The organism is Aeromicrobium sp. A1-2 (assembly GCF_003443875.1).
In the GTDB taxonomy this organism is placed as follows: Bacteria; Actinomycetota; Actinomycetes; order Propionibacteriales; family Nocardioidaceae; genus Aeromicrobium.
Genome location: NZ_CP027482.1, coordinates 1,498,974 through 1,524,123 on the forward strand (window position 1 = coordinate 1,498,974; position 25,150 = coordinate 1,524,123).

The following is a 25,150-nucleotide window of genomic DNA, read 5'->3' on the forward strand; positions in this document are numbered from 1 at the left end:
TCCATGCCCGACCCGAAGCCCTGACAGCGGCCGTCGACTCAACTAGGGTGCGCGCGGAGCGTGCGCCCCGCACGCCATGAAATAGGAGCGCGATGAGCGAACAGAACAGCCCAGATACGAGCCAACTCTCCCCCACCGGTGGGGGCACGCCCGAGCCACCGGAGAAGAAGTCGGTCACCTTCAGCTTCAGTGGGCTGATCAAGATCTTGATCGCAGTGCTCCTCGCGATCACCGTGGCGGTGTTTCTGACGTTCTGCCAGAGCACCAAGGCCGACGCCACGGTCACACCCGTCACCGCCACCTCCGAGGAAGCGCTCAAGGCGCAGGAGAAGTGCTTCGAGGCCGAGCTGTTCTACGACGCGACCGGCATCTGCTACTCCCAGGACATCTCGACGATGCCCGATCTGGACCGACCGCCCTTCGTCGTTCCAGCGAGTGCCGATCCCGAGCCGGGAGCCAAGCCGGTCGCACCTGCACCCGTTGCCGTGGCCGGCAAGCCCGTCGCTCCGACCGCTGTCGCAACCCCGACGACGACCACGACCACCACCCCCACGACGAGCACCGACTCGCTGCCGTCGGTCCCCAACCACGAGTGGGTCCTGCGACTGCGCCCCGACCCGGACCCGACGACCGGCGAGCCGGACCAGAACGCCGACAGCGGCAGTTACAACCTGAGGTTCACCGTCAACAAGGGCGGCGTCTCGGGGTCGCAGTTCGTGTACCAGCTCGAGACCACGGTGACCATGACCGGGTCCTTCGACGCCAAGCGTCACAGCACGAATCTCCAGGCGTCGGCGGGCAACAAGGGCACCTACTCGTTCACGAGCGCACAGATGAACGCGGCCTCTAACTCGATCACGGGGCGCTACACCCAGCGCATCGGCACGCACGTCAAGTCCGGCAACTTCACGATGACTCGCAACTGATCTCTCGTCATCGACGGACAGAAGGGCTGGAACGCCGACGCGTTCCAGCCCTTCTGCATTGCCTGCCCCTAACATCAAGACAGGTCGCGACGGGTGGGCAGCTCGGGCACCGAGCGGTTCTCGGCCACGGCATCGTGCCTGAGCGCGATCCGGTTGCCGAGCCGCCCCGCCCACCAGCTGGCGGTCAGGCCGTGGGCGAAGATGCTGAGGAGCACGGTCCAGACGGCGATGTCGAGGATCGTCTCCGCCCCACCCCCCTCGAGCTCCTGGGAGACGAGCAGGGCGAACAGGATTGAGGCCAGTCCACGGGGTCCGAACCAGCCCACGAAGAGCCGGGTCTCCAGCAGGGTCCCCGACCGGGCGAGCGCGATCAGCACCGGGACGACCCGCACCACGGTCAGCGAAGCCACGGCGTACAGGCCGATCTGCCAGGTCAGGTGGCCGAGGCGGGGAGCGGCCAGCGCCGCGCCGAAGATCAGGAACGTCAGCGCCGTCAGCAGTTCTCCCTCGTCCTCGGTGAAGTCACGGACGTTTGCGCACTCGGCAGCCGCGACCCGAGCGAAGGCAAGGCCAGCCACGAAGGCAGCGATGAAGCCGTTGCCGCCGAGCACCTCGGCGCCGGCGAAGGCTCCGACCGCCACGGACAGTGCCGCCAGCTGCCGGTAGGTGCCCTCCACTGCGTCGGAGGAAGCGCGGCGATGCAGCAGCCACCCACCCCCGGCACCGGCAAGCACCCCGATCGTCAGGCCGAAGCCCAGCTGGCGGGCAACGAACTCACCCCAGGCCTCCGTGCCGGTGGAGCCGGCCTCGGCCACCGAGAGCGCCAGCAGGACCGTGACGACCGGGACCATGATTCCGTCGTTCAGACCGCTCTCCACGTTGAGGGTCTGCCTGATCCTGACGGGGAGTCGCCTGTCGCTGACCACGGCCTGCCCGAGGGCTGCGTCGGTGGGGGCCAGGACCGCTGCGACCAGGCCCGCCTCGACCAACGTCAGCTCGCGGAAGAGCACCGCAGCCAGCGCCGCACCGGCGATGATCGTCAGCGGAAGCCCGATCCCGAGCAACCTGCTCGGGAGAGCCGCTTCGGTCCGCAGGGCCCGCAGGTCGATGCGCGCGGCATCGGTGAACAGCACCAGCACCAGCGTGCCCTCGACCAGCACCGAGACGACCTCGCGGTCCAGGGTCAGGTCGAACAAGTCCACGCCCACCGTCCCCATCAGGAGGCCGACAGCCGCGAAGACCATCGGTGCCGTCACCGGCGACAGCGAGAACCGTTGCGAGAACATCGCAAACACGAACAGGGATAGTGCGACGACCAGGAGTTCGACCATGATTCATCGTGGCACGACCAGTTGGCCCGTCTCCCCCGGCTGCCAGCCCGCCCGGGTCAGACCGCGGCAGCCACCGGATCCCACTCGAACTTGCGGAACGGTGCGTCGATCGGCGTGCGGGCGAGGTGGTTGGTGTAGTTCGACATTACCTTTTGCGAGACGCCGAGGACGACCTCGAGCACCTGGCGCTTGGTGAAGCCGGCGTCCAGGAAGGACTGCACTGCAAGGTCGTCGACCCCGCCCCGCTCGCGGACCATGGCCAGGGTGAAGGCGCGAAGGGCCTCCAGACGGTCATCGGGCAGAGGCGTGCCATTGCGCAACGCATCGGTGATCGAGTCGTCCACCTTCATGCCCTTGGCGATGGCGGTGTGGGCCGGTACGCAGTAGTGGCACGCGTGTTCGACATTTACCGACTGCCAGACCACCGTGAGCTCGTCCTTGTCGAAGCTCGAGTCCAGGAAGAGCTGACCCACGACCTGGTAGCCCTCGAGCAGCCCGGGAGCCTCGGCCATGGTGGCGTGCAGCCCGGGGATCATCCCGTTCTGCTTCTTGGACTTGGCGAGCAACGCCTTGCTGCCCTCGGGAGCGGTGGTCTCGTCATGCAGCGGGAAGTCAATCATTCGGGGCTCCAGTTCGTTGTGGATGGACGTTTCAACCTCGAGAATCCGTTCAGTACCAGACGGTACTTTATGGCTCCACACTTTGCTACCGCATGGTTGCAAACGCCGGTGGGCGGCGTATCATCTACCCATGCACACCAGCGAAAAGGCGACTATCGGCCGGCCGAGACTGTTCGACGAGGAAGCAGTGCTCGCTGAGCTGACTGGACTGTTCTGGCGCCAGGGCTACGGCCAGACATCGATGGCGGACATCGTCCAGGCCAGCGGTGTCCACAAGCCCAGCCTCTACCGCATCTTCGGCACCAAGGAAGAGCTCTTCGCGATCGTCCTTCGGCGCTACCTGGCCGAACGCATCGCGATGTTCGCTGCGCTGATCGAACAGTCCGGCCCGGGGGTCGCGGGGATCCACCGATTCCTCGATGGATTCGAGCTCGACGCCACTTCACCGCACGGGCGCAATGGGTGCCTGATGGTCATGGCCTCGAACGAACTGCACGGGAAGCTGCCCGACTACGACTTCGCCGCCGACTACCGTCAACAGATGCGCGAACAGATCGCCACGCTCGTCGCCCGCGCCGTACCCGAGGGCAGTGCTGACACGGAGCTCACGCAGGCCCGGACAGACCTCTTCACGGCCTACCTGCTGGGACTCCAGGTGATCATGCGGTCAGACGCCCGCGCCGACGAGATCCACCAGTACCTCCACGCCATGCACGTCACCATCGACACCTGGTGACGCCTGCGACAGCGGTTCACGCCACGAGCGCGAGCCGCTCGTTCGGAAACCTGCCGGCCAGTCAACCTAGTGGTTCGTCAGCGCGGACCCGAGTGCGACGCAAGCCGAGGCCGTGAGCATGGCCAGCATCCCGGCGCGGAAGCGGACAGGGTTGAGCCGATCGAAAACCAACCCACCCAAGGACCAGCCGATCGGGAGGGCCACGAGCGAGACTACCCAGAGCGCGAGGGTCTGACCGGTCACGAGACCGGCGAGCGCGAAGAACAACAGGGCCGCAATGTCCTGGACGACGAAGATGACCTGCGTCGTCGCGCGAAACTGCTTTGACGAGAGCCTCAGCCCGTCGAGACCGATCACGATCGGTGGTCCGTTCATGCCCGTGGAACTGAGCAGCGCACCTCCCAGCACGCCGGCCCCAAACTGCCACTGCGGCCCCGATGCCCGGAAGCGGAGCAGCATCGCCAGCACCGCAGCCAGCACGACGACGCCAATGAGACCGGTCAGGACCGACTCGTTGACCGCGAGCAGAACCACCAGACCGAACGGAATGCCCAGCAGCCCCGTCCAGATGTAACGGAAGGCGACTTTCCTCTTGACGTCAGCGCGGTGGCGCAACGCTGCCCCCCCGGTCAGTGCCGCCCCGGCCGCTGTGACCGTGACGATGGCCTGCTCGGGTTCGATGAAGAGGACCAACAACGGGATTGCGACCAAGGCAAAGCCGAATCCGGTCGTCGCCTGCGCGAAGGCCGCCAAGACGAAGATGAGTCCCGCGGCCACCAACTCGACCTCAGTCATGAGCCTGTCTCCGCCTCGACAGTCTTGACAAGCTAGACCTCCAAGTCGTCGGTGCGGGTCATCGTGAACGCAGCCAGAGGTGTTCGCTTGCTGCCCCTCAACCGTACGGTGCGAGGCTGGCACGTGGCGGACTGCGCAGATCGCCATCGCGCGCCTGTCAGGCCATGTTGGTCAGGACGCAAGGGAACCCGGTGGTGGCGTCTCCCATCGCCAGCATTGCGCTGCTGAACTCTTGAGCGCCTCACCGTCAGCTGGTGCGCAGCAATCCGGTCTGTCTGGCGGCGTTGACGGCGGCTGTACGTGAGCCGACACCGAGCTTCTCGAATATGTGCACGAGGTGGGTCTTGACGGTGGTCTCTCCGAGGAACAGTTCGGCGGCGACCTCGGCATTGGACTTGCCGTCGGCGACCAGGGTCAACACCTCGAGCTCGCGGGCGCTCAGGCTGATGGATGGGGTGCGTACGCGTTGCAGGAGGCGGGACGTGATGGCAGGAGCGAGGGCGCTCTGGCCCGCGGCCGCCGCACGGACCGCAGCCAGGAGCTCGTCCGGCGGTGCGTCCTTGAGGAGGTACCCCGAGGCGCCGGCCTCGACCGCGCCGAGGATGTCGGCGTCAGTGTCGTAGTTGGTCAGGATCAGCACATGGGGTGCGTTGTCGGCGGCGAGGATCTGCCGGGTCGCCTCGGCACCGTCGAGCCTGCCGCCGAACTGCAGGTCCATCAGCACCAGGTCGGACCGGGTGGATCCAACGACTCGGATGGCCTCCTCGGCCGAGGTCGCCTCGCCAACCACCTGGATGTCGGCCTCGACGGTCAGGACGGCGCGGAGCCCCGCTCGTACGACGGGGTGGTCGTCACACAGGATCAGCCTGATCATGCGATCTGCTCGATCGTCGCGATGACCCGGACGCCTTCGCCGACGGCGGACTCCACGGTCAAGGTGCCGTCCAGGTCGCGCATTCGCCGGCGCATCACCGCGAAGCCGAAGGAGTCCTCGGCCGCTTCGTCCTGGATCGTGGCGGGATCGAAGCCCACGCCGTGATCGCTGACCTCCATGCGTACGCCCTCCCCGACGAAGACCAGGGAGATCGTCGCGATGTCGGTGCCGGCGTGCTTGTCGACGTTGGCGATCGCGCCCTGGGCGATCCGCAGGAGGGCGGTCGCGATCGGCATCGGCAGGGTGCGGACCGTTCCATGAGTGCTGACCGCCACCTGAAGGTGGGTGCTGCTCAACCGGCGCAGTGCGGCGGTCAGGCCGGAGTCAGCCAGGGTTGGTGGGGTGAGCTCGCGGACGAACCTGCGCGCCTCTGCCAGGTTGTCGGCCGCGGTCCCGCGAGCGAGGCGGATGTGCTCGATACCGGGTCCTGTCGGATCGGCTCGCTCGGCGGCGTGGAGAAGCATCTGGATGCTGGACAGCCCTTGGGCCACGGTGTCGTGGATCTCGCCGGCAAGCCGGGTCCGTTCGCTGAGCACTCCCTTGTCGTGCTCGCTGGAGGTGAGCTGACGTTGCGTCTCGAGGAGCTCGTCGATCAGGCGCTGGCGTTCCCTCGACTCGATGTAGAGCGCACGGTAGCCCAGGCCGATGGCGATCGCGACGAACGCGGCGATCATGGGCCCGACAACTCCGCCGACGGTGAAGCCGTCGTGCGCACCGATGCCAACCACCGCGAGGATGGCCGAGCAGATCACCGCCGCCGGACCGACCCTCGGGGACAACGCGTGGAGGTAGAGGAAGAACAGCGGGAAGACCAGGTAGCCGGCCTCTGGGGTGAGCCAGACCAACCCGAACCACTCGAGCGTCAGCAGCACCAGCCACCACTCGGCCGAGGCACGCCGCAGCATCAAGCCACCCAGCGCATACGTGATCAGGAAAACGATCGCGAGGACCAGCACAGCGAAGGCGTCGCCCTCGTCGACCACGAAGACCCGCACGACGGCCAGCACGGTCAACCCCACCAGCAGCAGGTGCAGGCCCGTGCGCAGGCCCGTGAACGTGGCCGAGGGCAGCGGAACTGGCGTCACGTCTTGACCCTAGCCGTGCTGCGGGTGCCGGGGATCCATCAAAAGGTGGAGGCCGACATCCATCGGGCGGCTCGACGGGTCGATCTCGCGAACGATGGTTTCGACTCCGCATCGGGCCACAGTGGACCCATCGGACCATCCACCACCAAAGGATCTTCATGTTTGTTGCCTGGCGAGACATTCGCTTCGCTCGCGGACGCTTCCTCCTGATCGGAGCAGTCGTCACCCTGACCACCGTCCTGGTCGGTTTCCTCAGCGGGCTGACCGGCGGTCTCGCCCAACAGAACATCTCCGCGATCACGGGCCTCGACGCCGACCGTGTCGTGTTCTCGGCACCTGACGCTGGCAACCAGAAGTCGTACGGCGACTCCGCGGTGACCTCCGCGGACGAGCAGACCTGGTCGGGTCAGGCTGGTGTCACCGACGTGCAGCCGCTCGGCATCTCGCAGGCGAAGGCCACCGGCACGCGGGCGGCAAGCGTCGCCTTCTTCGGCGTCTCAGCGCGCTACCGCAACCTCGACCTCGAGCCGGGGACCGTGGCGCTCTCCACCCCAGCCGCCAAGAGCCTCGGGGCGGCAGTCGGCCAGCGTGTCACCGTCGGGGACGTGTCGCTGCAGGTCACATCCATCGGAGGCGACGACTGGTACAGCCACACCCCCGTCGTCTGGATGAACCTGTCCGACTGGCAGGCACATGCCCAGGCAGCCGGCCAGCCCGACGCGTTCGCCAGCGTGCTCCTCGTGCACGGGACATCGGACGACGCTGTCTCCGGCACCGCGCCACCCGGCACCGTTTCGTCCGGCGTGTTCGGGTCCCTGACAGCCATCGGCGCGTTCCGGTCCGAGATAGGGTCGCTGTTGACCATGGTGGTGATGCTGTTCGGGATCTCCGCACTGGTGATCGGCGCGTTCTTCACGGTGTGGACCATCCAGCGCAAGGACGACATCGCCATCCTCAAGGCACTCGGCGCCTCCAACCGCATGCTGGTGCTCGATGCCCTCGGACAGGCGTTGTTCGTCCTGACCACCGGGGTACTCCTTGGGTTCGCCCTGACCGCCGCGGCAGGCGCCCTCGCCGGACGAGTCCTTCCGTTCATGCTCAGCCCTCTGACGACCCTGCTGCCGGCCACGATCCTGATCGTCCTGGGACTGGCTGGCGCAGCGTTCGCCCTGCGCACCGTGACCAAGGCCGACCCCCTCTCCGCCCTCGGGAGCAACCGATGATCGAGCTGTCCGATGTCACCCTCACCTTCCCCGACGGTGACCGCCGCGTCACCGCGGTCGACCACGCCTCGCTGACCGTCGAACCCGGCACCATCACCGCAATCACCGGCCCCTCCGGCTCGGGCAAGTCCAGCCTGCTGGCAGTCGCCTCGACCCTGATCTCGCCCGACTCGGGCAGCGTGCGCATCGACGGCATCGACGTGACGGCGATGAATCGCAAGGAGACTGCTGAGCTGCGCAGGTCCACGATCGGCATCGTGTTCCAACAGTCCAACCTGTTGCCGTCGCTGACCGCACTCGATCAGCTCCTCGTGATGAAGGAGCTGGGCCAGGGCCACGGCGACCGTAGCGAAACAGCGACCCGAGCCGAAGCCCTGCTCGAGTCGATGGGTCTCGGTCACGACCTGGGCAAGCGACCCCACCAGTTGTCCGGAGGCGAACGGCAACGCGTCAACATCGCCCGGGCCCTCATGAACGAACCCAGCGCCTTGATCGTGGACGAACCGACCAGCGCGCTCGACCAGGAGCGCGGAGCCGAGATCATCGACCTCATCCTCAAGCTCACCGTCGAGCGCGGGACGGCAACCCTGCTGGTCACCCATGACCAGTCGCACCTGCTGCGGATGGACGCCGTGCACATCATGATCGACGGGCGCCTCTCCATCCAGCCCCGGACGGGCCAAGAGTTCCGCTGACCCAGCCGTCATCATGGGCTTCCACTTCTCGACGTGTTCATCGGATCACGGGCTATGGCCCGGTGTCAGCCTCGGACAGAAATGCGGTGTCAGCGGCCGGCCGAGCCTAAACGCGTCGCTGCGGACATGGCCGCATTTGGTCACATGTGCCGTCGCTCAGGCGTCAGATGGGAAACGGCCAATTGTGGAAGGGTCAATCCATGGACGCGACGCAGATCTTCGAGGCTGAGAGACCTCGGCTCCTGGGTATCGCCAACCGAGTGCTGAATGATCGCGCCGAGGCAGAAGACATCGTTCAACAGGCATGGCTCCGTCTGTATCGCTGCGATGCGGTCATCGAGAGCGTGCCCGCATGGCTCACCACAGTTACGACCCGTCTGTGCCTCGACCGGCTCCGAGCGCGGACACCGGTCCCGCACGCCGAGATCGTGCCGGTGGACGCCGCACCAGATCCGGCGGACGACGTCGTGCTCGCCGACACTGTCGGGGTTGCGCTTCAGGCAGTCCTGGACCGGCTCTCGCCCCAAGAACGAGTCTCGTTCGTGCTGCATGACAGCTTCGGCTTCCAGTTCTCCACGATCGCCGCAGTCCTTGGCACCACCCCGGTGGCCGCGCGCAAGCTCGCGTCACGCGCTCGCGCGAAGGTCGGCCAACCCGGCCCCGACGACCAGCTTGCCGACTGGGAGGTCGTCGACGCGTTCATGGCAGCGGCCAGGGGCGGCCAGTTCAACCGGCTCATGCGGCTTCTCGCTCCGGATACCGCCGTCACCGCCGACGCTGCCGCGATCCTCGCTGGCACTCCGCAACGGATCGATGGACGACACGATGTCGCAACCTTCTTCGACGGCTCAGCGCAGGCCACGCTCCCCGTCTTCGTCGACGAGCGCCCTGCCTCCGCATGGTTTCACCGGGGCAAGGCCATGGTTCTGTTCGACTTCACCGTCATCGACGGCCTCGTGCACCACATCACGTTTCGCGCTGAACCCGAGGCGCTCGCAAGGGTGGAGCGGCGTACCGGTGGCGAGAAGCGCAACTAGCTTTCAGCGCCGGTCACGTTTGTGGCATGCCGTTCGTCAGACAAACGAACACCCTGCAATGCTCGCTCAGAAGTAAGGATGCCGAACATGAAGACCATGAGCTGCCGCCAACTCGGAGGACCCTGCGATCTGGATCACCACGGAGAAAGCGCCGATGACGTCATCAAGGCCCAAGACCGCCATCTGAAGGATGTGGTGGCTGCTGGGGACAGCGTGCACCAAGCCGCCCGCGACAACATGAAGGGACGGTGGCGGCATCCAAAGAAGTCCATGGACTGGTACCGCGACACCAAGAAGGCCTTCAGCGATCTTCCCGACGACTGACGATCGCCTGGTGATGGCTCGGAACTCGACCGCCGAGCTCCGCTAGGTTCAGGATGTGCCCGTTGCCCGATATCCCGGTCCTGTGGTCGCGACTCTCACGACAGCGATGGTGTCGATCGGCCTGCTCGTCCTGGCCGTGCGCTTCGGCTGGCTCGGCGCCGATGTCGGTCGCGGGGCAAACTTCTGCGAGGCCGCTCGCGGCGGCTGGGTCAAGCAGCCAGCCAACGCGCTCTCCAACCTGGGGTTCGTCGTCGCTGGTCTGGCAGTCGCGTGGCGGACTCGTCTCCCCCAGTGCCTGGGCGACACACTGCCGCGGTTCCCCGGGCTCGCGACCGGCTACGCGTGCCTCGTGGTGCTCCTCGGTCCGGCGAGTGCTGCGATGCACGCAACCCAGTCGTCACTGGGGGGTCTGCTCGACATGACCTCGATGTACTTGGTCGCGAGCTTCGCCGCGGCATACGCCGTGACCCGCTGGCGGAGTCGAGATTCGACGTTCTTCTGGCTGGCGTTCCTGCTGCTCGTTGCCGCGTGCGAGCTGATCGGTCTCTGGGACCGGGAGATCCCGGTGGTGCACTCCGCCGGCAACGCCACGTTCGGCCTCCTGCTCGTGGTCGCTGTTGTCGTGGAGACAACGATGTGGCGCGGTGGTCGTGCGCGTGCAGATCTGAGGTACGGTGCCGCTGCGCTGGCATCCATGCTGGTCGCCTTCGCGATCTGGAACCTGTCCCAGCACAGCTGGTGCGACCCGGACTCGTTCGTCCAGGGCCACGCAGCCTGGCACCTTCTGGACGCCGTCGCGGCGTACCTGCTGTTCCGCTTGTATGCGAGCGAACGAGCCGTCGCGCGCCAAGGGATCTTTCCGTAGTCGGCAGACTCAGACCGCGCTTGCACCCCTGGGACTGGAACTCCAAGCACCAGGTGACATTCCGCCGCCCCCGAACGGAGGCTTGACCCGCGGTAATCGTTGTCCGAACGGCCTCTCGCGGACCGACGCCAAGGCTGTGGCTACTGCAGCGGGGAAGCGTCGACCGCGTCCGATCCGTGTCCCCGGCGCTCGACCTCGGCCCGGGCGCGGGCGATGCCGCCGTGCTCGAGAGCGGCCAGGCTCGACTCGCCTTCCCAGACGACCCGACCTCTGCGACGCACCGTGACCCGCATGTTCGCACCGAGATGCTCGATTGCACCGGGCACGTTGCGTCGCTCAGCCGGCAGTGGCACCGGAAGCACATGGGCCGTGTCCAGGCTCCCTGATCCCTCGATCTCGACACTCCACTGGGCGCTGCGGCCGCGCAGAGACCAGCGCTCGTCGCTGACCTCGGCGTGGACCGGTGACACCAGCGGGTCGCCCAGGCGGATGAGCTTGCCGTCGGGCAGGAGCACGACGACGGCCGTCACGGTGGTGCGTATCGGCCCGGCGGTGACCTCGCCGCCGGCGAAGGCGACGCACGCCGACGGCTCCGCGAAGCCCTGGGCCTGCCCCCACCACCACGACTCGGGAAAGCCGCCCCTCCCCCAGTTCTTCTCGGCATAGACCGACCAACCATCCAGGTCCCAGGTTTCCGCCCCTACGACAGCTTGTCCGTGAGCCGAACCACCCAGGAGCCACGGATGCCAGTACTGGTTCAGCGCTGGAATCGCCTGGAAGACGCTCGATCCGCCGAAGCTCCTGCGCGGCCAGGGAACCGGATTCGTGATGGCGACGTCGACTCGTGCATCCGGCGCGAGATCGACCTGCAGTCGATCCGCCGTGCCGTGAAAGGCTGCTCCGGCAGATGCCCCCAGTCCGGCTGTGGAAGCCGACCCCGTCGGGCTGACCGAGGTGTGCAGGAAGCCGTGGGGATGTGCCGCGAGGCCGAGAGTCGACCAGATCCCGTCGTCGGCCCTATTCACCCCGTTGAGAGCAATCACGACGCGGCCGGTCGCGGGGTCGGTGAACCGCCAGAAATAGCCCTCCATCGCCACCCCGTGCGCGGGCAGCGGATCGCCGAATGGTCGGTCCGCGCCGCTGGCCCGGTACGCCTGAGCTACGGCTGCAATGGTCCTGCGCCCCAAGGAAGTCATCCGGACACTATGGCAGTTGGGTCGGAGAGCCGCACGCCCTGTCGCAGTCGCCGGTGGGGCTGCCAGCCGCCCGGTTTGCGACGCACGCAACCCGCGCGCAATCCGGGCTTCTCGTCGGTGGTTCACCACAGCCGCGACGAGGACATCTACTCCGGGCGAAGCCGGTGGTCCGAAGTCGACACCGGCGGCTGGTCACGAGTGAGCCTGCGATGCAGCGACTTGATCGACCGGGGTAGCAGGCGCGTTCCGTGCGCACCGGCATCGACAACCAATCGCTGTCCCACGTGGTCAGCCACGTGAGTTTGTCTTCGAAGTGGAAGCCGCTGCCGGCAAAGTGCCAGCGGGCTGACGGCGGGCTCGATCAGTCCAGTGTTGATGATGAAAGCGCTTCGGGAGTCGGCGGACATCGCCCTCGCTGACACAGCCGGCCGCCCGCCGCGACGATCGTGTCCCTCGGTCGGGCGACCTAGACACAGGCGTCTCGTCTACCAATCGGATCGGGCGAGATCTTCCGTTCAGCTGTCAGCTTGGAGGTCCGGTGCCGCGCGTTTCGCGCTGCCGAGACCGTCGAACAGGGTGCGACAGAGCAGATCCGCGGTGCGCTCGACATCCAGGGAGCCCGATGAGGCCACTCGGACCGCTGCCACCAACAATGCGGGCAGTGCTGCGGCGATCCACACGGGATCAACCTGAGCGTCTAGTTCGTCGTTGCCAATCGCCCGGGCGATCAGCCCCATGAGCGGCTGGAGCACTTGTTCTCGCGCAGCCACGAACTCCGCGTCCCCGTCGACACCTCCGTACAGGATGACCCTGAACCGCATGCCCAGCGGCAGCAGGGCAAGGACCACTCGATGAACCGCCTCGCGAGCTGGACCTTCTTCGACGGCCGCGGCCTCGAGGGCAGATGCGGCCCGATCGAGGGCCTCGCTCCGGATCGCGGCCCCCAGCGCCTCCCTGTTCTCGAAGTGACGGTAGAGGGTGGCCCGGCCCAGGCCGGCCCGCTTGGCAATCTCGGCCAGCGAGGCCGTCGGGGTATCAGCAAGCACCTCGACGGCGGCGTCGAGGATCGCGCCTCGGTTGCGCACGGCATCGACGCGGTTGGCCGCCAAGGACTCACTCATGAACACGACGCTACCGGTTGTGTTCAGGTCAAGACCGAGTACGCTGAATGTATCTGAGACGTGAATGTCTCGTTTTGGGTGCCGAACTCACCACATGCGAGGAGAAGTGATGTTGCGCAGGCTCGCCTCCCTATCGGTCCGGTTTCGGTGGCTCGTGATCCTGACTTGGCTCTTGCTGGTCATCAGCGTCGGCGTCCTCGGTCAGAGCATCGGCGGTTCGTTCAGCAACAACCTGTCGGTGGACAACACCGACTCCCAAGCCGCCTACGCGACACTGACCACGAAGTTCCCCGAAATGTCTGGCGACGGGATGCAGGTGGTGCTCCACACCCCCGAGGGGCTCACCGATCCGTCCGTGCGCGACCAGGTGGAGGACGCGCTGGCCGATGTACGCAAGGTGGACGGCGTGGCCTCGGTCCAGTCCCCGTACAGCCCCGCCCAGGAGATGGTCTCCGAAGACGGCACTACTGCTATGGCCACCATCCGGTTCACCGAGCGTGCCGCTGACCTGCAGACCGCGCAGATCGAGGCCGTCAAGTCGGCATTTGGGTCGATCCGCGACACCGGTGTCGAGATTGAGTACGGCGGCGCCGCGCTGAACGCCGAGTCGGGACCTTCAGGCAGCGAGGTGATCGGGCTCGCTGCAGCCGTGCTGGTGCTACTGCTCGCTTTCGGGTCAGTGTTCGCGATGACGGTGCCGTTGATCACCGCGGTGATGGCACTCGCGCTCGGGTTGGGAGTGATCCAGCTGTTGGCCGAATGGGTCACGATTGGCACCTCGGGCCCAATCGTGGCCGCGATGATCGGCCTTGGCGTCGGCATCGACTACGCACTCCTGGTGGTCACTCGGCATCGCGAGGGACTGGCCAGCGGTCACACCGCCGGCGAATCGATCCCACTCGCGTTGTCGACCGCCGGGAGGTCGGTGCTGGTGGCAGGCAGCACAGTGATCGTCGCGATCCTGTCTCTCTACCTCATCGGCATCCCTTTCGTCGCCACGCTCGGGCTCGCCAGCGCCATCACCGTCGCCACCACACTGCTGGCGGCGGTGACCCTACTTCCGGCGCTTCTCGCAGTATTCGGCGACAACCTCGACCGGTTCACGATCCACCGCAACCGGTCCGAGCAAGGTCCGAAGTCGCCCAATGGCTGGCACCGATGGACCCGGCAGGTCCAGCGCCGCCCCTGGCCGTACTTCGTGGCCTCGAGCGCGCTGCTCCTGACCCTGGCTGCTCCCTTGCTCGACCTGCAGCTGGGTACCGCTGATGACGGCTCGGCGGCAACGGGGAGCACCGAGCGCAAGGCCTACGACCTCGTTGCCAGTTCATTCGGAGCTGGCTGGGCCGGTCCGCTACTGGTGATCGCGGAGTACCAAGGCGGTTCCGCCGCCAACATTGCATCAGCAGGCGGCCTCCGCGAGACGCTGGCCTCCACAGAAGGGGTAGCGCAGGTGCCCGCGCCGCGGTTCAACAAGTCCGGCGACACCGCCGTCTTCACCGTCGTCCCCGACTCCTCCCCCGACGACAAGCAGACCGAGGATCTGGTTCACCACATCCGCGACACGGTGGTCCCGGAGACCACCAACACCACCATCCACGTCGGTGGCGCAACCGCAACGGCCATCGACCTCGCGGACCGCCTGGCAGCGCGCATCCTGTGGTTCATGGCCTTCGTGGTCGGGCTCAGCTCCTTGCTCCTGCTGGTCGAGTTCCGATCGATCTTCGTGCCGATCAAGGCGGCCGTCATGAACCTGCTCTCGGTTGGCGCCGCCTACGGAGCCGTGGTCGCGGTCTTTCAATGGGGTTGGCTTGCCGACCTGTTCGGCGCACAACCGGGCCCGATCGAGTCCTTCGCGCCAATGATGCTGTTTGCCGTCCTGTTCGGACTGTCCATGGACTACGAAGTCTTCCTTCTCAGCAGGGTCCGCGAGGAGTACGTCCGTACCGGCGACCCCGGACGCTCGGTCGCCGACGGTGTCGCCGCCACTGCACGAGTGATCACAGCCGCAGCCGCGGTGATGGTCGTGGTGTTCGCCAGCTTCCTGCTCAACGACCAGCGGGTCGTCAACCTGTTCGGATTCGGCCTGGCAGTCGCCATCGCGATCGACGCCACCATCGTACGAATGGTGTTGGTGCCTGCAGCGATGTCGATCGCCGGTCGGTGGGCCTGGTATCTCCCGGCTTGGCTCGATCGGCTGCTGCCGCGGTTTGGTCTGGAGCCTCAGGCAGACAAAGAATCCCCCGCCGGACACTGACATGAGCGGCACTGCCGCACGATCCGCCTCGCAGTCTGCAATCGTGCGTCCTGCTAGCTTGCTTGCACGATCCGTCAACCATCGGGAGATGACATGGCCACCGGCCAGTTCGAGTACGCCGTTCGCGAGTGCGCACCCAAGGCACCAGTCCGCGAGACCCTGCTCAATCAGATGGCCGGCGAGGGGTGGGAGCCGGTCGGGCTGAGGGTTGGAAGCGTGTGGGACTGGAACTCCAAGGACCAAGTCACATTCCGCCGTCCACGCTGAGCGGCGTTGGGTCGTTGAGTCTCACGACCGGATCCTTGCGTCATGGGAGCATCCGGACCTGACCCTGGCGAGGCTAGGGTCTGACCATGAGCATCGAAGACATCGGCCCCCGTCCGCAAGCGTTCGACCTCGAGACCGAGACGATCGAGAACCCGAGCTACCGCACGGTGGCCTGGAGCGGAAGCTACCTGCAGGTCACCCTCATGTCGATTCCGGTCAACGGTGACATCGGACTGGAGAAGCACGCCCAGACCGACCAGTTCATTCGGCTCGACCGTGGCCGCGGTCGAGCCCAGATGGGACCCGGCAAGGACGAGCTGACCTTCGACCAGGAGGTGACCGACGGTTGGTGCGTCATCGTTCCGGCCGGCAGCTGGCACAACGTCACCAACATCGGCGACGAGCCGATGCAGGTCTACACCGTCTACGCACCGCAGCACCACCAGCCGGGCAAGGTCCAGGAGACCAAGGCAATCGCCGACAGCGACACCGACGACGAACCCGCCGACTGGTCCGTACAGCCGGACCGCGTCGCGGACCAGCACGCCTGATCAGACTCGTTCAACCCGGACGCCTGCCGCCACGCGTGCGGCCGTCCACCAGGTTCAGCCTCGTCGCCGCCCATGAGTGACTGGCTCAGCGGACGTGGGTGCTGTGCCGGCCCGTCGACAGGCGCGCCATTCCTCCAGATCCTCGGCCCTACCGACGCCCCCTGGCGAAGTACGCCAGCGGACCGACGGGCTGCACGAAGAGCGCGAGCGCCCACGCGACCTTCGGACCACGGACCCTGTCCGCAGGACGACGGGCTAGATCCCGCAACGCCACGGTGGCGAGGACTGCCTCCACCGCACCCACGACGCAAATCGCTCGCTGCTGACCGGTCGTGAGGTCGGACCACTTCTTCTTCGCCATGACGCAACGCTACCGGTTGGTCACTCCAGCCGTGCTCGGGTGCCTCAGCGCTCTGCGGCTGCGTGCTCGCGCGCACACGCAACCACCGCAGCCAGGTCGAGCCCGTACGCCGGACCGTGGCCCGACTCGTACTCCTCGACCCGGGCCGCACCCCGCTCGAGAAGCCGGGCGGCTCCGGTGCGGTTGCCGCGGGCTGCATGGGTCAGACCGACACAGACCTGCGCGAGTCCTTGCCACAGGCCACGTTCTTCAACCGGACCAGCCTTCCAACGCGCCTCCAGAACTTCGTGCGCGGCGAACGGCCGACCTTCCTGCACCAGCTCCTGGGCGAAGGCAACCGTCTCCACGGCCGGCAGGGCCTCCTCGGGAACCGGCTCGACCCCGGCAGCGCCATACGGCAGGGGGCGACCGAGAGCATCGCGAGGGCGTGCCTGACGTGGCCGACCGGCTTGGTCGCGGTCTCGACTGTGGTCCCCGGTCACCGTGGGCTCCGATCCACAGGGATCTGGACACGTCGCTTCACCATGTATCGAGGATAGGCGCGGCTCGCTCCGCAAGGGCAACGGCCGTGATTCCGAGAACCGCGGCGAACAGGGCGTCCACCCGCCGAGGATGTCCTCGCAGACGACTGACCGAGATCGCTACGAGACACGGTCCCAGCCGCGTCGCGGCCGGTGGCTACCCAGCTGGTCATCGCGGCTGCGGTAGACGATGTAGGGCCGGGTCACGTAGCCCACGGGCGCACTGAAGACGTGCACGAGCCGGGTGAACGGCCATACCGCAAAGAGCCCGAAGGCGACCAGCGCGTGCAGCTGGAAGCCGAGCGGGGCGGCGGCCATCAGGTTGGCGTCAGGCTGGAAGGCCAGGAACGAGCGATACCAGACCGAGACCCCCTCGCGGTAGTTGTACTCGCCCCCGATCGTCATGATCGAGCCGGCAATGGTGTTCCACATGCCCAGGCCGATCGCCGCGGCGAGAAACGCATACATGACCTTGTCCATGACCGTGGTCGCGGAGAAGACCGGTCCGACGGTGCGACGACGGTAGATCAGGATCACCATGCCGACCAGGGCCACGATGCCTGCAAGCAGACCACCCGTGACGGCCACCACGTGATACATGTGCTCGCTGATCCCGACCGCGTCGGTCCACGACTGCGGCACCAGAAGTCCGATGATGTGGCCACCCACGACGCCGAGCATCCCGAAGTGGAACATCGGGCTGCCGATGCGCAGCAGCCGGTTCTCGTAGAGCTGGGACGAGCGCGTGGTCCAGCCGAACTTGTCGTAGCGGTAGCGCCACGCGTGCCCGACGACAAAGCTGGTCAGGCAGATGTACGGAAAGACGACGAAGAGGAACTCACTCATGTGCGGGCCCCCGGGAACGACGGCATGGGCAGCAGGGTCGCCTCGGGCGCGGCACCGGAGGCTGCGCCGGGGCTGAACTGGGGGTTGGCGAAGGGCGCGAGCCCGACCTCCTCCTCGGGCGGGCCTTCGGCGGCCAGCCGGCGTACCGCATCGCGCTCGTCGCCGCGCAGTGGCGGCAGGGTGGCCGTGATCGCATCGATCAGGCCAGCCCAGGGTGACTTCATGTCCCGCAACGACAGGCGCAGCAGTTCCAGACCGGCCCGGTGGTCCAGCATCAGCTCCCGGCCGCGATCGCGGTCGATCGTGGCCGCGAACTCGAGCACGACGCACAGGTGGTCGGGCAGCTCCGCGTCATCGAGCTCGAAACCGGCCTGCAGGTAGGTCTGCTTGAAGCGCAGCAGCGCCATCCCCCCCTTGCGGGTGTCGCCGTGGGCGAAATAGGTCAGGAACAGGTTGCAGCGCCTGCGGTTGTCGAACGTCTCGACGTAGTCGGCCTGCAGGTCCGGCAGCGGCGTCGACTCCAGGTGCACCAGGAAGTCTCGGATCGAATCACCGATCGCGGCGGGTAGCTCACAGGAGGCTGACCTGACCAGATCGGCGTGCCCGAGCACCCGCTCGTCGGGATAGTCCAGGAGCAGCGAGACCGACTGCCACACGGCGCTCAGCTGTCCAGGTGACAACGCAGTCCTGGCTCGACGGCCGCTCACGAGTCCGGGCCCTTCGGTGGGAACATCCCGGGCGGAGCCACTTTGCCGTCCCAGTTGAGCAGGTTGACCCGACCACTCTTGTGGTCCGGCCCTGCCAGCGAGTCGGAGGTCTGCCGCTCCTGCAGCATCTGGAAGTTCTCGACCGCGATCGGGGTCGGCGTGCCGGAGCCCTCGCCGAAGACGTCCTGCTGGCCGCCGCCGTACTCCGAGACCGAGCACTCGGTGGACAGCTCCTCCAGGGAGTGCGCCTGCTCGAGGTGGGCGGGGGGGATGACGTAGCGCTCGTCGTACTTCGCGATCGCCAGGAGGCGATACATGTCGTACATCTCCTCCTCGGTCATCCCGACCGCGGCCGGGATCGAGGCGTCGGGATCGCGGCCCATGTTGATGTCGCGCATGTAGCAGCGCATCGCGGCCAACTTCTTGAGGACGGCGTCGACCGGCTCGACCTCCCCGGCCGTGAACAGCTCGGCGAGATACTCGACCGGGATCCGCAGGGCGTCGATGGCGGCGAACAGGTTGCCCTTGTCCTCGGCGTCCTCACCCGTCTCCTGGACGACGTCTACCACCGGCGACAACGGGGGGATGTACCAGACCATGGGCATCGTGCGGTACTCCGGATGCAACGGCAGCGCGACCTTGAACGTGTTGATGAGCGCGTAGATCGGGGACCGCTGGGCGGCGTCGATCCAGTCCCGGGAGATGCCTGCCGCTTCTGCCTCGCGCATGACCTCGGGGTCGAAGGGGTCGAGGAACACGTCGCGCTGGGCCTCGTAGAGCCCGTGCTCGTCCTCGGTGGAGGCGGCCTCGAGCACCTTGTCGGCGTCGTACAGCATCAGACCGATGTAGCGCAGGCGGCCCACGCAGGTCTCGGCGCACACGGTCGGCAGGCCGACCTCGATGCGCGGGAAGCAGAACGTGCACTTCTCGGCCTTGCCCGTGCGGTGGTTGAAGTAGATCTTCTTGTAGGGGCAACCCGAGACACATTTGCGCCAACCACGGCACGCTTCCTGGTCGACCAGCACGATGCCGTCCTCTTCGCGCTTGTAGATCGCGCCGCTGGGGCACGAGGCCGCGCACGACGGGTTGAGGCAGTGCTCGCAGATGCGTGGGAGGTAGAACATGAAGGTCTGCTCGAACTCGAACTTCACCTTGTCGGCGATCTTCGCCAGCATCGGGTCGCGGTGCGCGGTCTCGGTGGAGCCACCGAGGTCGTCGTCCCAGTTGGCCGACCACTCGATCTTCATGTCCTTGCCGCTGATCAGCGACTTGGGCCGGGCGACCGGGGTGTGCTCCTGGGCAGGCGCATCGGTCAACGTGGAGTAGTCGTAGGTCCACGGCTCGTAGTACTCGCCGATCGAGGGCAGCTTGGGGTTGGAGAAGATCGTCATCAGGTTCTTGAACCGACCACCCGCCTTGAGCTTGAGCCGGGCCCGCTTGTTGAGCTCCCAGCCGCCCTTCCACGTGTCCTGGTCCTCGTAGGTGCGCGGGTAGCCGAGCCCGGGCCGGGTCTCGACGTTGTTGAACCAGATGTACTCCGTCCCCGTCCGGTTGGTCCACGCCTGCTTGCAGGTCACCGAGCAGGTGTGGCAGCCGATGCACTTGTCGAGGTTCATCACCATCGCCATCTGCGCCATGACCTTCATCAGTACGTCACCTCCTGGGAACGTTTGCGAATGATGGTGACCTCGTCACGCTGATTGCCCGTGGGACCGAGGTAGTTGAATGCGAACGTCAGCTGGGCGTAGCCGCCGATCAGGTGCGATGGCTTCACCAGCAGTCGGGTCAGCGAGTTGTGGATGCCGCCACGCTTGCCCGACGTCTCGGCCAGCGGTACGTCGATCAGCCGGTCCTGTGCGTGGTACATGTACACCGTTCCCTCGGGCATGCGGTGCGAGACGATGGCCCGCGCCACCACGACACCGTTGCGGTTGACCGCCTCGATCCAGTCGTTGTCCTTGATGCCGACCTTGACGGCGTCTCGGTCGCTCACCCAGATGTTCTGCCCACCACGGGACAGCGACAGCATGAACAGGTTGTCCTGGTACTCGGAGTGGATCGACCACTTGTTGTGGGGGGTCAGGTAGCGCACCGCCAGTCCCTCGACCTGTCCGCCCGAGCCGTCCGAGACGCTGCCGAGCTCGGGCTCGGCGAACAGCGCCGCCATGTTCAGCGGCGGCCGGTAGACCGGCAGACCCTCGCCGAGCTCGGTCATCCAGTCGTGGTCGAGGTAGAAGTGCATGCGGCCGGTCAGCGTGTGCCAGGGCTTCTTGCGCTCGACGTTGATCGTGAACGGCGAGTAACGGCGACCGCCGGTTTCGGACCCCGACCACTCCGGTGAGGTGATCACCGGAACGGGCGGGCCCTGGGTGTCGGCGAAGGTGATCTGCTTGCCCTGGTGCTCCTCGGCCAGGTCGGCCAGCTTCACGCCCGTGCGCGTCTCGAGGGTCTTGAAGCCCTGGGTCGCCAGCTGGCCGTTCGTCGTGCCGGACAGGGCGAGGATCGCCTCGCACACGTTGACGTCCCTCTTGAGCGACGGCCGGCCGTCGGCCACCCCACCGCGGACGGCACCGTTCTTGTGCCGCAGGTACTCGACCTGCTTGCCGAGCTCGAAGGTCACGCCCTTGGTCGTCGCGCCGAGGGTGTCCAGCAGTGGCCCGAGGGCGTTCATCTTCTGCGCCACGGCACCGTAGTCCCGCTCGACCTCGACCAGCTTGGGCATCGTGACTCCGGGGATCGGCTCGCACTCGCCCTTCTTCCAGTCCCGGACGACGCCGTGCGGGGTGGCCATCGCGTCAGGGGTGTCGTGGGTGAGGGGCACAGCCACGACGTCCTTGCGCACTCCTAGGTGTGTGGCCGCCAGCTCGCTGAACTTCTCCGCGATGGTCTGCCACGCGTCCCAGTCGGTGCGGGTCTGCCACGGGGGCGCGATCGCGGGATTGAAGGAGTGCACGAACGGATGCATGTCGGTCGTGTTGAGGTCGTGCTTCTCGTACCAGGTCGCGGCCGGGAGGACGACGTCGGAGAAGATCGTGGTGCTGGTCTGTCGGAAGTCGATCGTCATCAACAGGTCGAGCTTGCCCTCGGGCGCCTTGTCTCGCCACTTGACGTCGACCGGGCGCTGGTCCTGGGGCGTCTCGGTCGCCCGCACCGACGAGTCAGTGCCGAGCAGGTGCTTGAGGAAGTACTCGTTGCCCTTGCCGGACGAGCCGAGCAGGTTGGCCCGCCAGATGGACAGGATCCGGGGGTAGTTTTGTGGCGCATCGGGATCCTCACCCGCGAACTCGAGCCCACCGGACTTGAGCTGGTCGACGACGTACTCCCCCACGGGCTTGCCGGCGGCCGCCGCGTCGTCGCTCAGATCCAGCGGGTTGCGGTCGAATGTGGGATAGGACGGCATCCAGCCCATCCGGGCACTCTGCGCGATCACGTCGGCGGTGGACTTGCCTGCCAGCTGACCGGAGCCGGTGGTGGCCGAGAGCGTGTCGGCGCCGAACTGGTCGTAGCGGAACTGGTTGCTGTGCAGGTACCAGTAGGCGGTCTGGATCATGTTGCGCGGCGGGCGGTTCCAGTCCAGCGCGTTGGCCACCTGGTTGTAGCCCGTGAGCGGGCGCACCTTCTCCTGCCCGACGTAGTGCGCCCATCCGCCGCCGTTGACCCCCTGGCAGCCGGTGAGGTTGGTCAGGGTCAGGAACGCGCGATAGATCGTGTCCGAGTGGAACCAGTGGTTGGTGCCGGCGCCCATCACGATCATCGAGCGGCCGCGCGACTCCTCCGCGTTGGCGGCGAACTCCCGACCGATCCGGGCTGCCGTCGCGGCGGGGACTCCGGTGATGACTTCCTGCCACGCGGGCGTGTAGGGCGACTCGGCGTCGTCGTAGCCGCTGGCCCACTCCCCCGGCAACCCGTCACGCGCGACGCCGTACTGGGCGAGCAGCAGGTCGAAGACCGTGGTCACCAGGTGTCCGTCGACCCGGCGGACCGGTACACCGCGCGGGAGGTCGGCGGCGGCGCCGTCGGGGGTGTCGAAACGCGGCATCCGCACCAGCACGGAGTCCTGCGCGCCGTCCAGCAGCGACAGCTGGGGATCGACGTCACCGAGCTCGAGGTTCCACTTGCCCACACCGGTCTCGCCATAGCGGTGACCCAGCGAGCCGTTCGGCACGACCGGCTTCCCGGTACGCGCATCGATCAGGACGGTCTTGAAGGCCGCGTTCTCCTCTGCCGGGTTGGTCGAGGCCAGGTCCGAGGCGGTCAGGAACTTGCCCGCGGTGAAGGCACCGTCGCCGATGTCGTCGAGCTTCACCAGGTAGGGCAGGTCGGTGTAGGTCTTGACGTACTCGGTGAAGTACGGAGTCTGCCGGTCGACGAAGAACTCCTTGAGCACGACGTGCCCCATCGACATCGCCAGCGCCGCGTCGGTGCCCGGCCTGGCGGGCAGCCACTCATCGGCGAACTTCACATTGTCGGCGTAGTCGGGGGCGACCGCGACGACCTTCTGGCCGCGGTAGCGCGCCTCGGTCATCCAGTGCGCATCAGGCGTGCGAGTGACCGGCAGGTTGGAACCCCACATGATCAGGTAACCCGCATTCCACCAGTCCCCCGACTCCGGCACATCGGTCTGGTCGCCGAAGACCTGCGGAGAGGCGACGGGCAGGTCGGCGTACCAGTCGTAGAAGCTCAGCATCGAGCCACCGATCAGGTTCATGAACCGTGCGCCCGAAGCGTGCGAGACCATCGACATCGCCGGGATCGGCGAGAAGCCGGCGACCCGGTCGGGCCCGTACTGCTTGATCGTGTGGACGTGCGCCGCCGCGACGATCTCGCTGGCCTCCTCCCACGTCGCGCGCACCAGGCCACCCTTGCCGCGGGCGGACTTGTAGGCCTTTGCGCGTTGCGGGTTCTCCACGATGTGCTCCCACGCGCGCACCGGATCGCCGTCGTGCTGGGACTTGGCCTCCCGGAACATCTGCAGCAGGACACCGCGCACGTATGGATAGCGGACGCGGGTCGGTGAGTAGGTGTACCAGGAGAACGCCGCGCCCCGCGGGCAGCCGCGAGGCTCGTACTCCGGGGAGTCCGGCCCGACCGAGGGATAGTCGGTCTGCTGGGTCTCCCAGGTGATGATCCCGTCCTTGACGTAGACCTTCCACGAGCAGGAACCCGTGCAGTTGACCCCATGAGTGGAACGCACGACCTTGTCATGGCTCCACCGGTCGCGGTAGAAGTCGTCCGCCTGGCGGCCGCCCACCTTCGACAGCGTCCGGAGGTCGTCCGAGACCGTTCCACGGGTGAAGAACCGGCGGCTGCGCACCAGCGCATCGCTCAGCGGGCCATCCAGACCCGGCGGACCGGAGCGGCCTGAGCTGTTGCCGGTGCCGGGGCGATCCTGGGCAGTCGTCATGCGCCGGCCATCTCCTCGTCGTGTCGACGCGCGGTCCCGCGCACCGTGGTCAGGGTCAGCAGCAGCGTCAGGGCCGCGGTCACCGCGAGCAGCCCCAACCCGATGGCGTACGAATCAGTGCGGCCGTAGATGTAGCCCATGACCAACGGTGGGACGAATCCGCCCAGGCCGCCGGCGGCTCCGACCAGACCGGTCACGCCACCGACCCGGGTCGGATTGGTCACCCTGGCGATCAACGCGAAGGTCGCGCCCGTGCCAGAGCCCAGGGCCATTGCCATGACCAGGAAGGCGATCGCTCCGACCGGTTCGAGGACTGGTGTCGTGGACGCGATCGCAGCGCCAACCACGACGACGGAGTAGCCGACAGCCAGCACCGGGATCGGACCCATCCGGTCCGCAAGCCAGCCCCCGACCGGCCGCATGATGACCGCGAGCACCACGAATCCGGCCATCCGGTTGGCCGCGTCGGCGGGGGTGAGGTCATAGGCCGTCTTGAGATAGGCGGGCAGGTAGACCGAGAACGCCACGTAGCCACCGAACGCAACCGCGTACAGGATGCTGGCCTGCCAGGTGATCGGCAGGCGCGCATTCGCCTTCAGTCGCGAGCCCAAGGACGAGGTCGGCGCCTGTCGACCCGGCGCGTCCTCGAGCAGCAACCACGCCACACCGGCGAAGATCGCCAGGGCCACTGCCGCGAACAGGAACGGCGCCTTGTCGCCGACGTTCGAGTAGAGCCGGACCGTCGTGAGAGCACTGATCGCGGTGCCGCCCATACCTGCCCCGAAAATCCCCACGGCCAGCCCTCGCCGTTCCGGGGGAAACCAGGCGTTGACGAACGGCACGCCGACCGCGAAGGAGGTCCCCGAGATGCCGAGGAAGAATCCCCCGAACAGCAGCGCCGCGTAGTTGGTTTGCCCGTAGAAACCGATGAACAGCACCGGCACGATCGTCGCGATCGAGACGATCACGAACATTTCGCGACCGCCGTACTTGTCGGTCAGAGCTCCGACCGGGATCCGTCCGAGCGATCCGACGATCACCGGCACGGCCACCAACAGGGAGATCTGTGACTCACTGAGGTCGCCCAGGGTGCCGCTGTCACCGAACACGGGGCCCAGCGGGCTGAGCAGCGCCCACGCCCAGAAGTTGACCGCGAACCCGACCGTGGCGAGGACAAGCATCAGCCATGGGGACCTGTCCGGTGCTACCCCGTCAGAAACTGCTGCTCTGCCCATGGCGGACCGCCTCGACTCATCACGACTGGCGCTGCCGGTGAGGTGGCAACCCCTGGTTGGCACCATGGCACAACCAAGGGTCAAAGACGACCCCCGTGCCACCGGTCAGTCCGTCA

Annotated in this window: 24 protein-coding genes; 10 read left to right on the forward strand and 14 right to left on the reverse strand. The window is 66.9% G+C overall.

Annotated features, from left to right (window positions below):
- The first annotated feature begins 92 nt into the window (after window positions 1-92).
- Window positions 93-926, forward strand: a complete 834-nt coding sequence (locus C6I20_RS07350; RefSeq protein WP_118395362.1) for a hypothetical protein — start codon at window positions 93-95, stop codon at window positions 924-926.
- 74 nt (window positions 927-1,000) lie between these two features.
- Here the strand turns inward: C6I20_RS07350 and C6I20_RS07355 are convergent, their stop codons facing one another.
- Complete coding sequence (locus C6I20_RS07355) at window positions 1,001-2,257, reverse strand: sodium:proton antiporter (protein WP_118395363.1); 1,257 nt, start codon at window positions 2,255-2,257, stop codon at window positions 1,001-1,003.
- Between the two features lie 56 nt (window positions 2,258-2,313).
- A complete protein-coding gene (locus tag C6I20_RS07360; RefSeq protein WP_118395364.1) occupies window positions 2,314-2,877 on the reverse strand; it encodes a carboxymuconolactone decarboxylase family protein in 564 nt (187 codons plus the stop codon).
- A gap of 130 nt (window positions 2,878-3,007) precedes the next feature.
- On the opposite strand from C6I20_RS07360, the gene C6I20_RS07365 reads away from it, so the two are divergent.
- Complete coding sequence (locus C6I20_RS07365) at window positions 3,008-3,613, forward strand: TetR/AcrR family transcriptional regulator (RefSeq protein WP_118395365.1); 606 nt, start codon at window positions 3,008-3,010, stop codon at window positions 3,611-3,613.
- A 66-nt stretch (window positions 3,614-3,679) separates the two neighbouring features.
- Here the strand turns inward: C6I20_RS07365 and C6I20_RS07370 are convergent, their stop codons facing one another.
- The 3 genes from C6I20_RS07370 to C6I20_RS07380 form a co-directional block, all read right to left on the reverse strand.
- On the reverse strand, window positions 3,680-4,408 hold the full coding sequence (locus C6I20_RS07370; RefSeq protein WP_162891184.1) for a sulfite exporter TauE/SafE family protein: 729 nt from the start codon (window positions 4,406-4,408) through the stop codon (window positions 3,680-3,682).
- A 247-nt stretch (window positions 4,409-4,655) separates the two neighbouring features.
- Window positions 4,656-5,282 carry a response regulator transcription factor gene (locus C6I20_RS07375; protein WP_118395367.1) on the reverse strand — a complete coding sequence of 209 codons (627 nt, stop codon included), beginning with the start codon at window positions 5,280-5,282 and terminating at the stop codon, window positions 4,656-4,658.
- Window positions 5,279-6,427: a sensor histidine kinase gene (locus C6I20_RS07380; protein ID WP_216823018.1), complete on the reverse strand. Its 1,149-nt coding sequence runs from the start codon at window positions 6,425-6,427 to the stop codon at window positions 5,279-5,281. Before C6I20_RS07380 ends, C6I20_RS07375 begins: the two co-directional genes overlap by 4 nt.
- Before the next feature lie 158 nt (window positions 6,428-6,585).
- Between C6I20_RS07380 and C6I20_RS07385 the strand changes: the two genes are divergently transcribed.
- The 5 genes from C6I20_RS07385 to C6I20_RS07405 all read left to right on the forward strand — a co-directional run bounded on the left by C6I20_RS07385 (window position 6,586) and on the right by C6I20_RS07405 (window position 10,571).
- Window positions 6,586-7,650, forward strand: coding sequence for an ABC transporter permease (locus C6I20_RS07385; protein ID WP_118395368.1), 1,065 nt, complete (start codon window positions 6,586-6,588; stop codon window positions 7,648-7,650).
- A complete protein-coding gene (locus C6I20_RS07390) occupies window positions 7,647-8,345 on the forward strand; it encodes an ABC transporter ATP-binding protein (protein WP_118395369.1) in 699 nt (232 codons plus the stop codon). The genes C6I20_RS07385 and C6I20_RS07390 overlap by 4 nt, the downstream gene beginning before the upstream one ends.
- 200 nt (window positions 8,346-8,545) lie before the next feature.
- Window positions 8,546-9,382: a sigma-70 family RNA polymerase sigma factor gene (locus tag C6I20_RS07395; protein ID WP_118395370.1), complete on the forward strand. Its 837-nt coding sequence runs from the start codon at window positions 8,546-8,548 to the stop codon at window positions 9,380-9,382.
- A gap of 87 nt (window positions 9,383-9,469) precedes the next feature.
- Entirely contained in the window at window positions 9,470-9,706 is a 237-nt protein-coding gene (locus C6I20_RS07400) for a hypothetical protein (RefSeq protein ID WP_118395371.1), read from the forward strand.
- 55 nt (window positions 9,707-9,761) lie between these two features.
- Complete coding sequence (locus C6I20_RS07405; RefSeq protein WP_254052286.1) at window positions 9,762-10,571, forward strand: ceramidase domain-containing protein; 810 nt, start codon at window positions 9,762-9,764, stop codon at window positions 10,569-10,571.
- Window positions 10,572-10,711: 140 nt separating this feature from the next.
- On the opposite strand, the gene C6I20_RS07410 is transcribed toward C6I20_RS07405, so the two are convergent.
- Together C6I20_RS07410 and C6I20_RS07415 are read right to left on the reverse strand one after the other, a co-directional pair.
- The gene (locus C6I20_RS07410; protein ID WP_118395372.1) at window positions 10,712-11,767 is read right to left on the reverse strand and encodes a tocopherol cyclase family protein; all 1,056 of its coding nucleotides are present in this window, start codon (window positions 11,765-11,767) and stop codon (window positions 10,712-10,714) included.
- Window positions 11,768-12,282: 515 nt separating this feature from the next.
- Window positions 12,283-12,888 carry a TetR/AcrR family transcriptional regulator gene (locus tag C6I20_RS07415; RefSeq protein ID WP_162891185.1) on the reverse strand — a complete coding sequence of 202 codons (606 nt, stop codon included), beginning with the start codon at window positions 12,886-12,888 and terminating at the stop codon, window positions 12,283-12,285.
- Window positions 12,889-12,997: 109 nt separating this feature from the next.
- Here C6I20_RS07415 and C6I20_RS07420 point away from each other — a divergent pair, with 109 nt between their 5' ends.
- The 3 genes from C6I20_RS07420 to C6I20_RS07425 all read left to right on the forward strand — a co-directional run bounded on the left by C6I20_RS07420 (window position 12,998) and on the right by C6I20_RS07425 (window position 15,960).
- Window positions 12,998-15,142, forward strand: a complete 2,145-nt coding sequence (locus tag C6I20_RS07420) for an MMPL family transporter (RefSeq protein ID WP_162891186.1) — start codon at window positions 12,998-13,000, stop codon at window positions 15,140-15,142.
- Between the two features lie 93 nt (window positions 15,143-15,235).
- Window positions 15,236-15,409: a hypothetical protein gene (locus C6I20_RS17055; RefSeq protein ID WP_162891187.1), complete on the forward strand. Its 174-nt coding sequence runs from the start codon at window positions 15,236-15,238 to the stop codon at window positions 15,407-15,409.
- 86 nt (window positions 15,410-15,495) lie between these two features.
- Window positions 15,496-15,960 (forward strand): cupin domain-containing protein, encoded by a 465-nt coding sequence (locus C6I20_RS07425; RefSeq protein WP_118395375.1) that lies wholly within the window; start codon window positions 15,496-15,498, stop codon window positions 15,958-15,960.
- A gap of 148 nt (window positions 15,961-16,108) precedes the next feature.
- Here C6I20_RS07425 and C6I20_RS07430 read toward each other — a convergent pair whose 3' ends face one another.
- The 7 genes from C6I20_RS07430 to C6I20_RS07460 all read right to left on the reverse strand — a co-directional run bounded on the left by C6I20_RS07430 (window position 16,109) and on the right by C6I20_RS07460 (window position 24,980).
- Window positions 16,109-16,321 (reverse strand): PLD nuclease N-terminal domain-containing protein, encoded by a 213-nt coding sequence (locus C6I20_RS07430; RefSeq protein WP_118395376.1) that lies wholly within the window; start codon window positions 16,319-16,321, stop codon window positions 16,109-16,111.
- 44 nt (window positions 16,322-16,365) lie between these two features.
- The gene (locus C6I20_RS07435; RefSeq protein WP_118395377.1) at window positions 16,366-16,803 is read right to left on the reverse strand and encodes a DUF309 domain-containing protein; all 438 of its coding nucleotides are present in this window, start codon (window positions 16,801-16,803) and stop codon (window positions 16,366-16,368) included.
- Between the two features lie 159 nt (window positions 16,804-16,962).
- Window positions 16,963-17,688, reverse strand: a complete 726-nt coding sequence (narI, locus tag C6I20_RS07440; protein WP_118395378.1) for a respiratory nitrate reductase subunit gamma — start codon at window positions 17,686-17,688, stop codon at window positions 16,963-16,965.
- A complete protein-coding gene (gene narJ, locus C6I20_RS07445) occupies window positions 17,685-18,395 on the reverse strand; it encodes a nitrate reductase molybdenum cofactor assembly chaperone (protein WP_118395379.1) in 711 nt (236 codons plus the stop codon). Before narJ ends, narI begins: the two co-directional genes overlap by 4 nt.
- Window positions 18,392-20,041 (reverse strand): nitrate reductase subunit beta, encoded by a 1,650-nt coding sequence (gene narH / locus C6I20_RS07450; RefSeq protein ID WP_118395380.1) that lies wholly within the window; start codon window positions 20,039-20,041, stop codon window positions 18,392-18,394. Before narH ends, narJ begins: the two co-directional genes overlap by 4 nt.
- Window positions 20,041-23,799: a nitrate reductase subunit alpha gene (locus tag C6I20_RS07455; RefSeq protein WP_118395381.1), complete on the reverse strand. Its 3,759-nt coding sequence runs from the start codon at window positions 23,797-23,799 to the stop codon at window positions 20,041-20,043. Before C6I20_RS07455 ends, narH begins: the two co-directional genes overlap by 1 nt.
- Window positions 23,796-24,980: a NarK/NasA family nitrate transporter gene (locus tag C6I20_RS07460; RefSeq protein ID WP_118395382.1), complete on the reverse strand. Its 1,185-nt coding sequence runs from the start codon at window positions 24,978-24,980 to the stop codon at window positions 23,796-23,798. The genes C6I20_RS07455 and C6I20_RS07460 overlap by 4 nt, the downstream gene beginning before the upstream one ends.
- Window positions 24,981-25,150 lie beyond the last annotated feature (170 nt).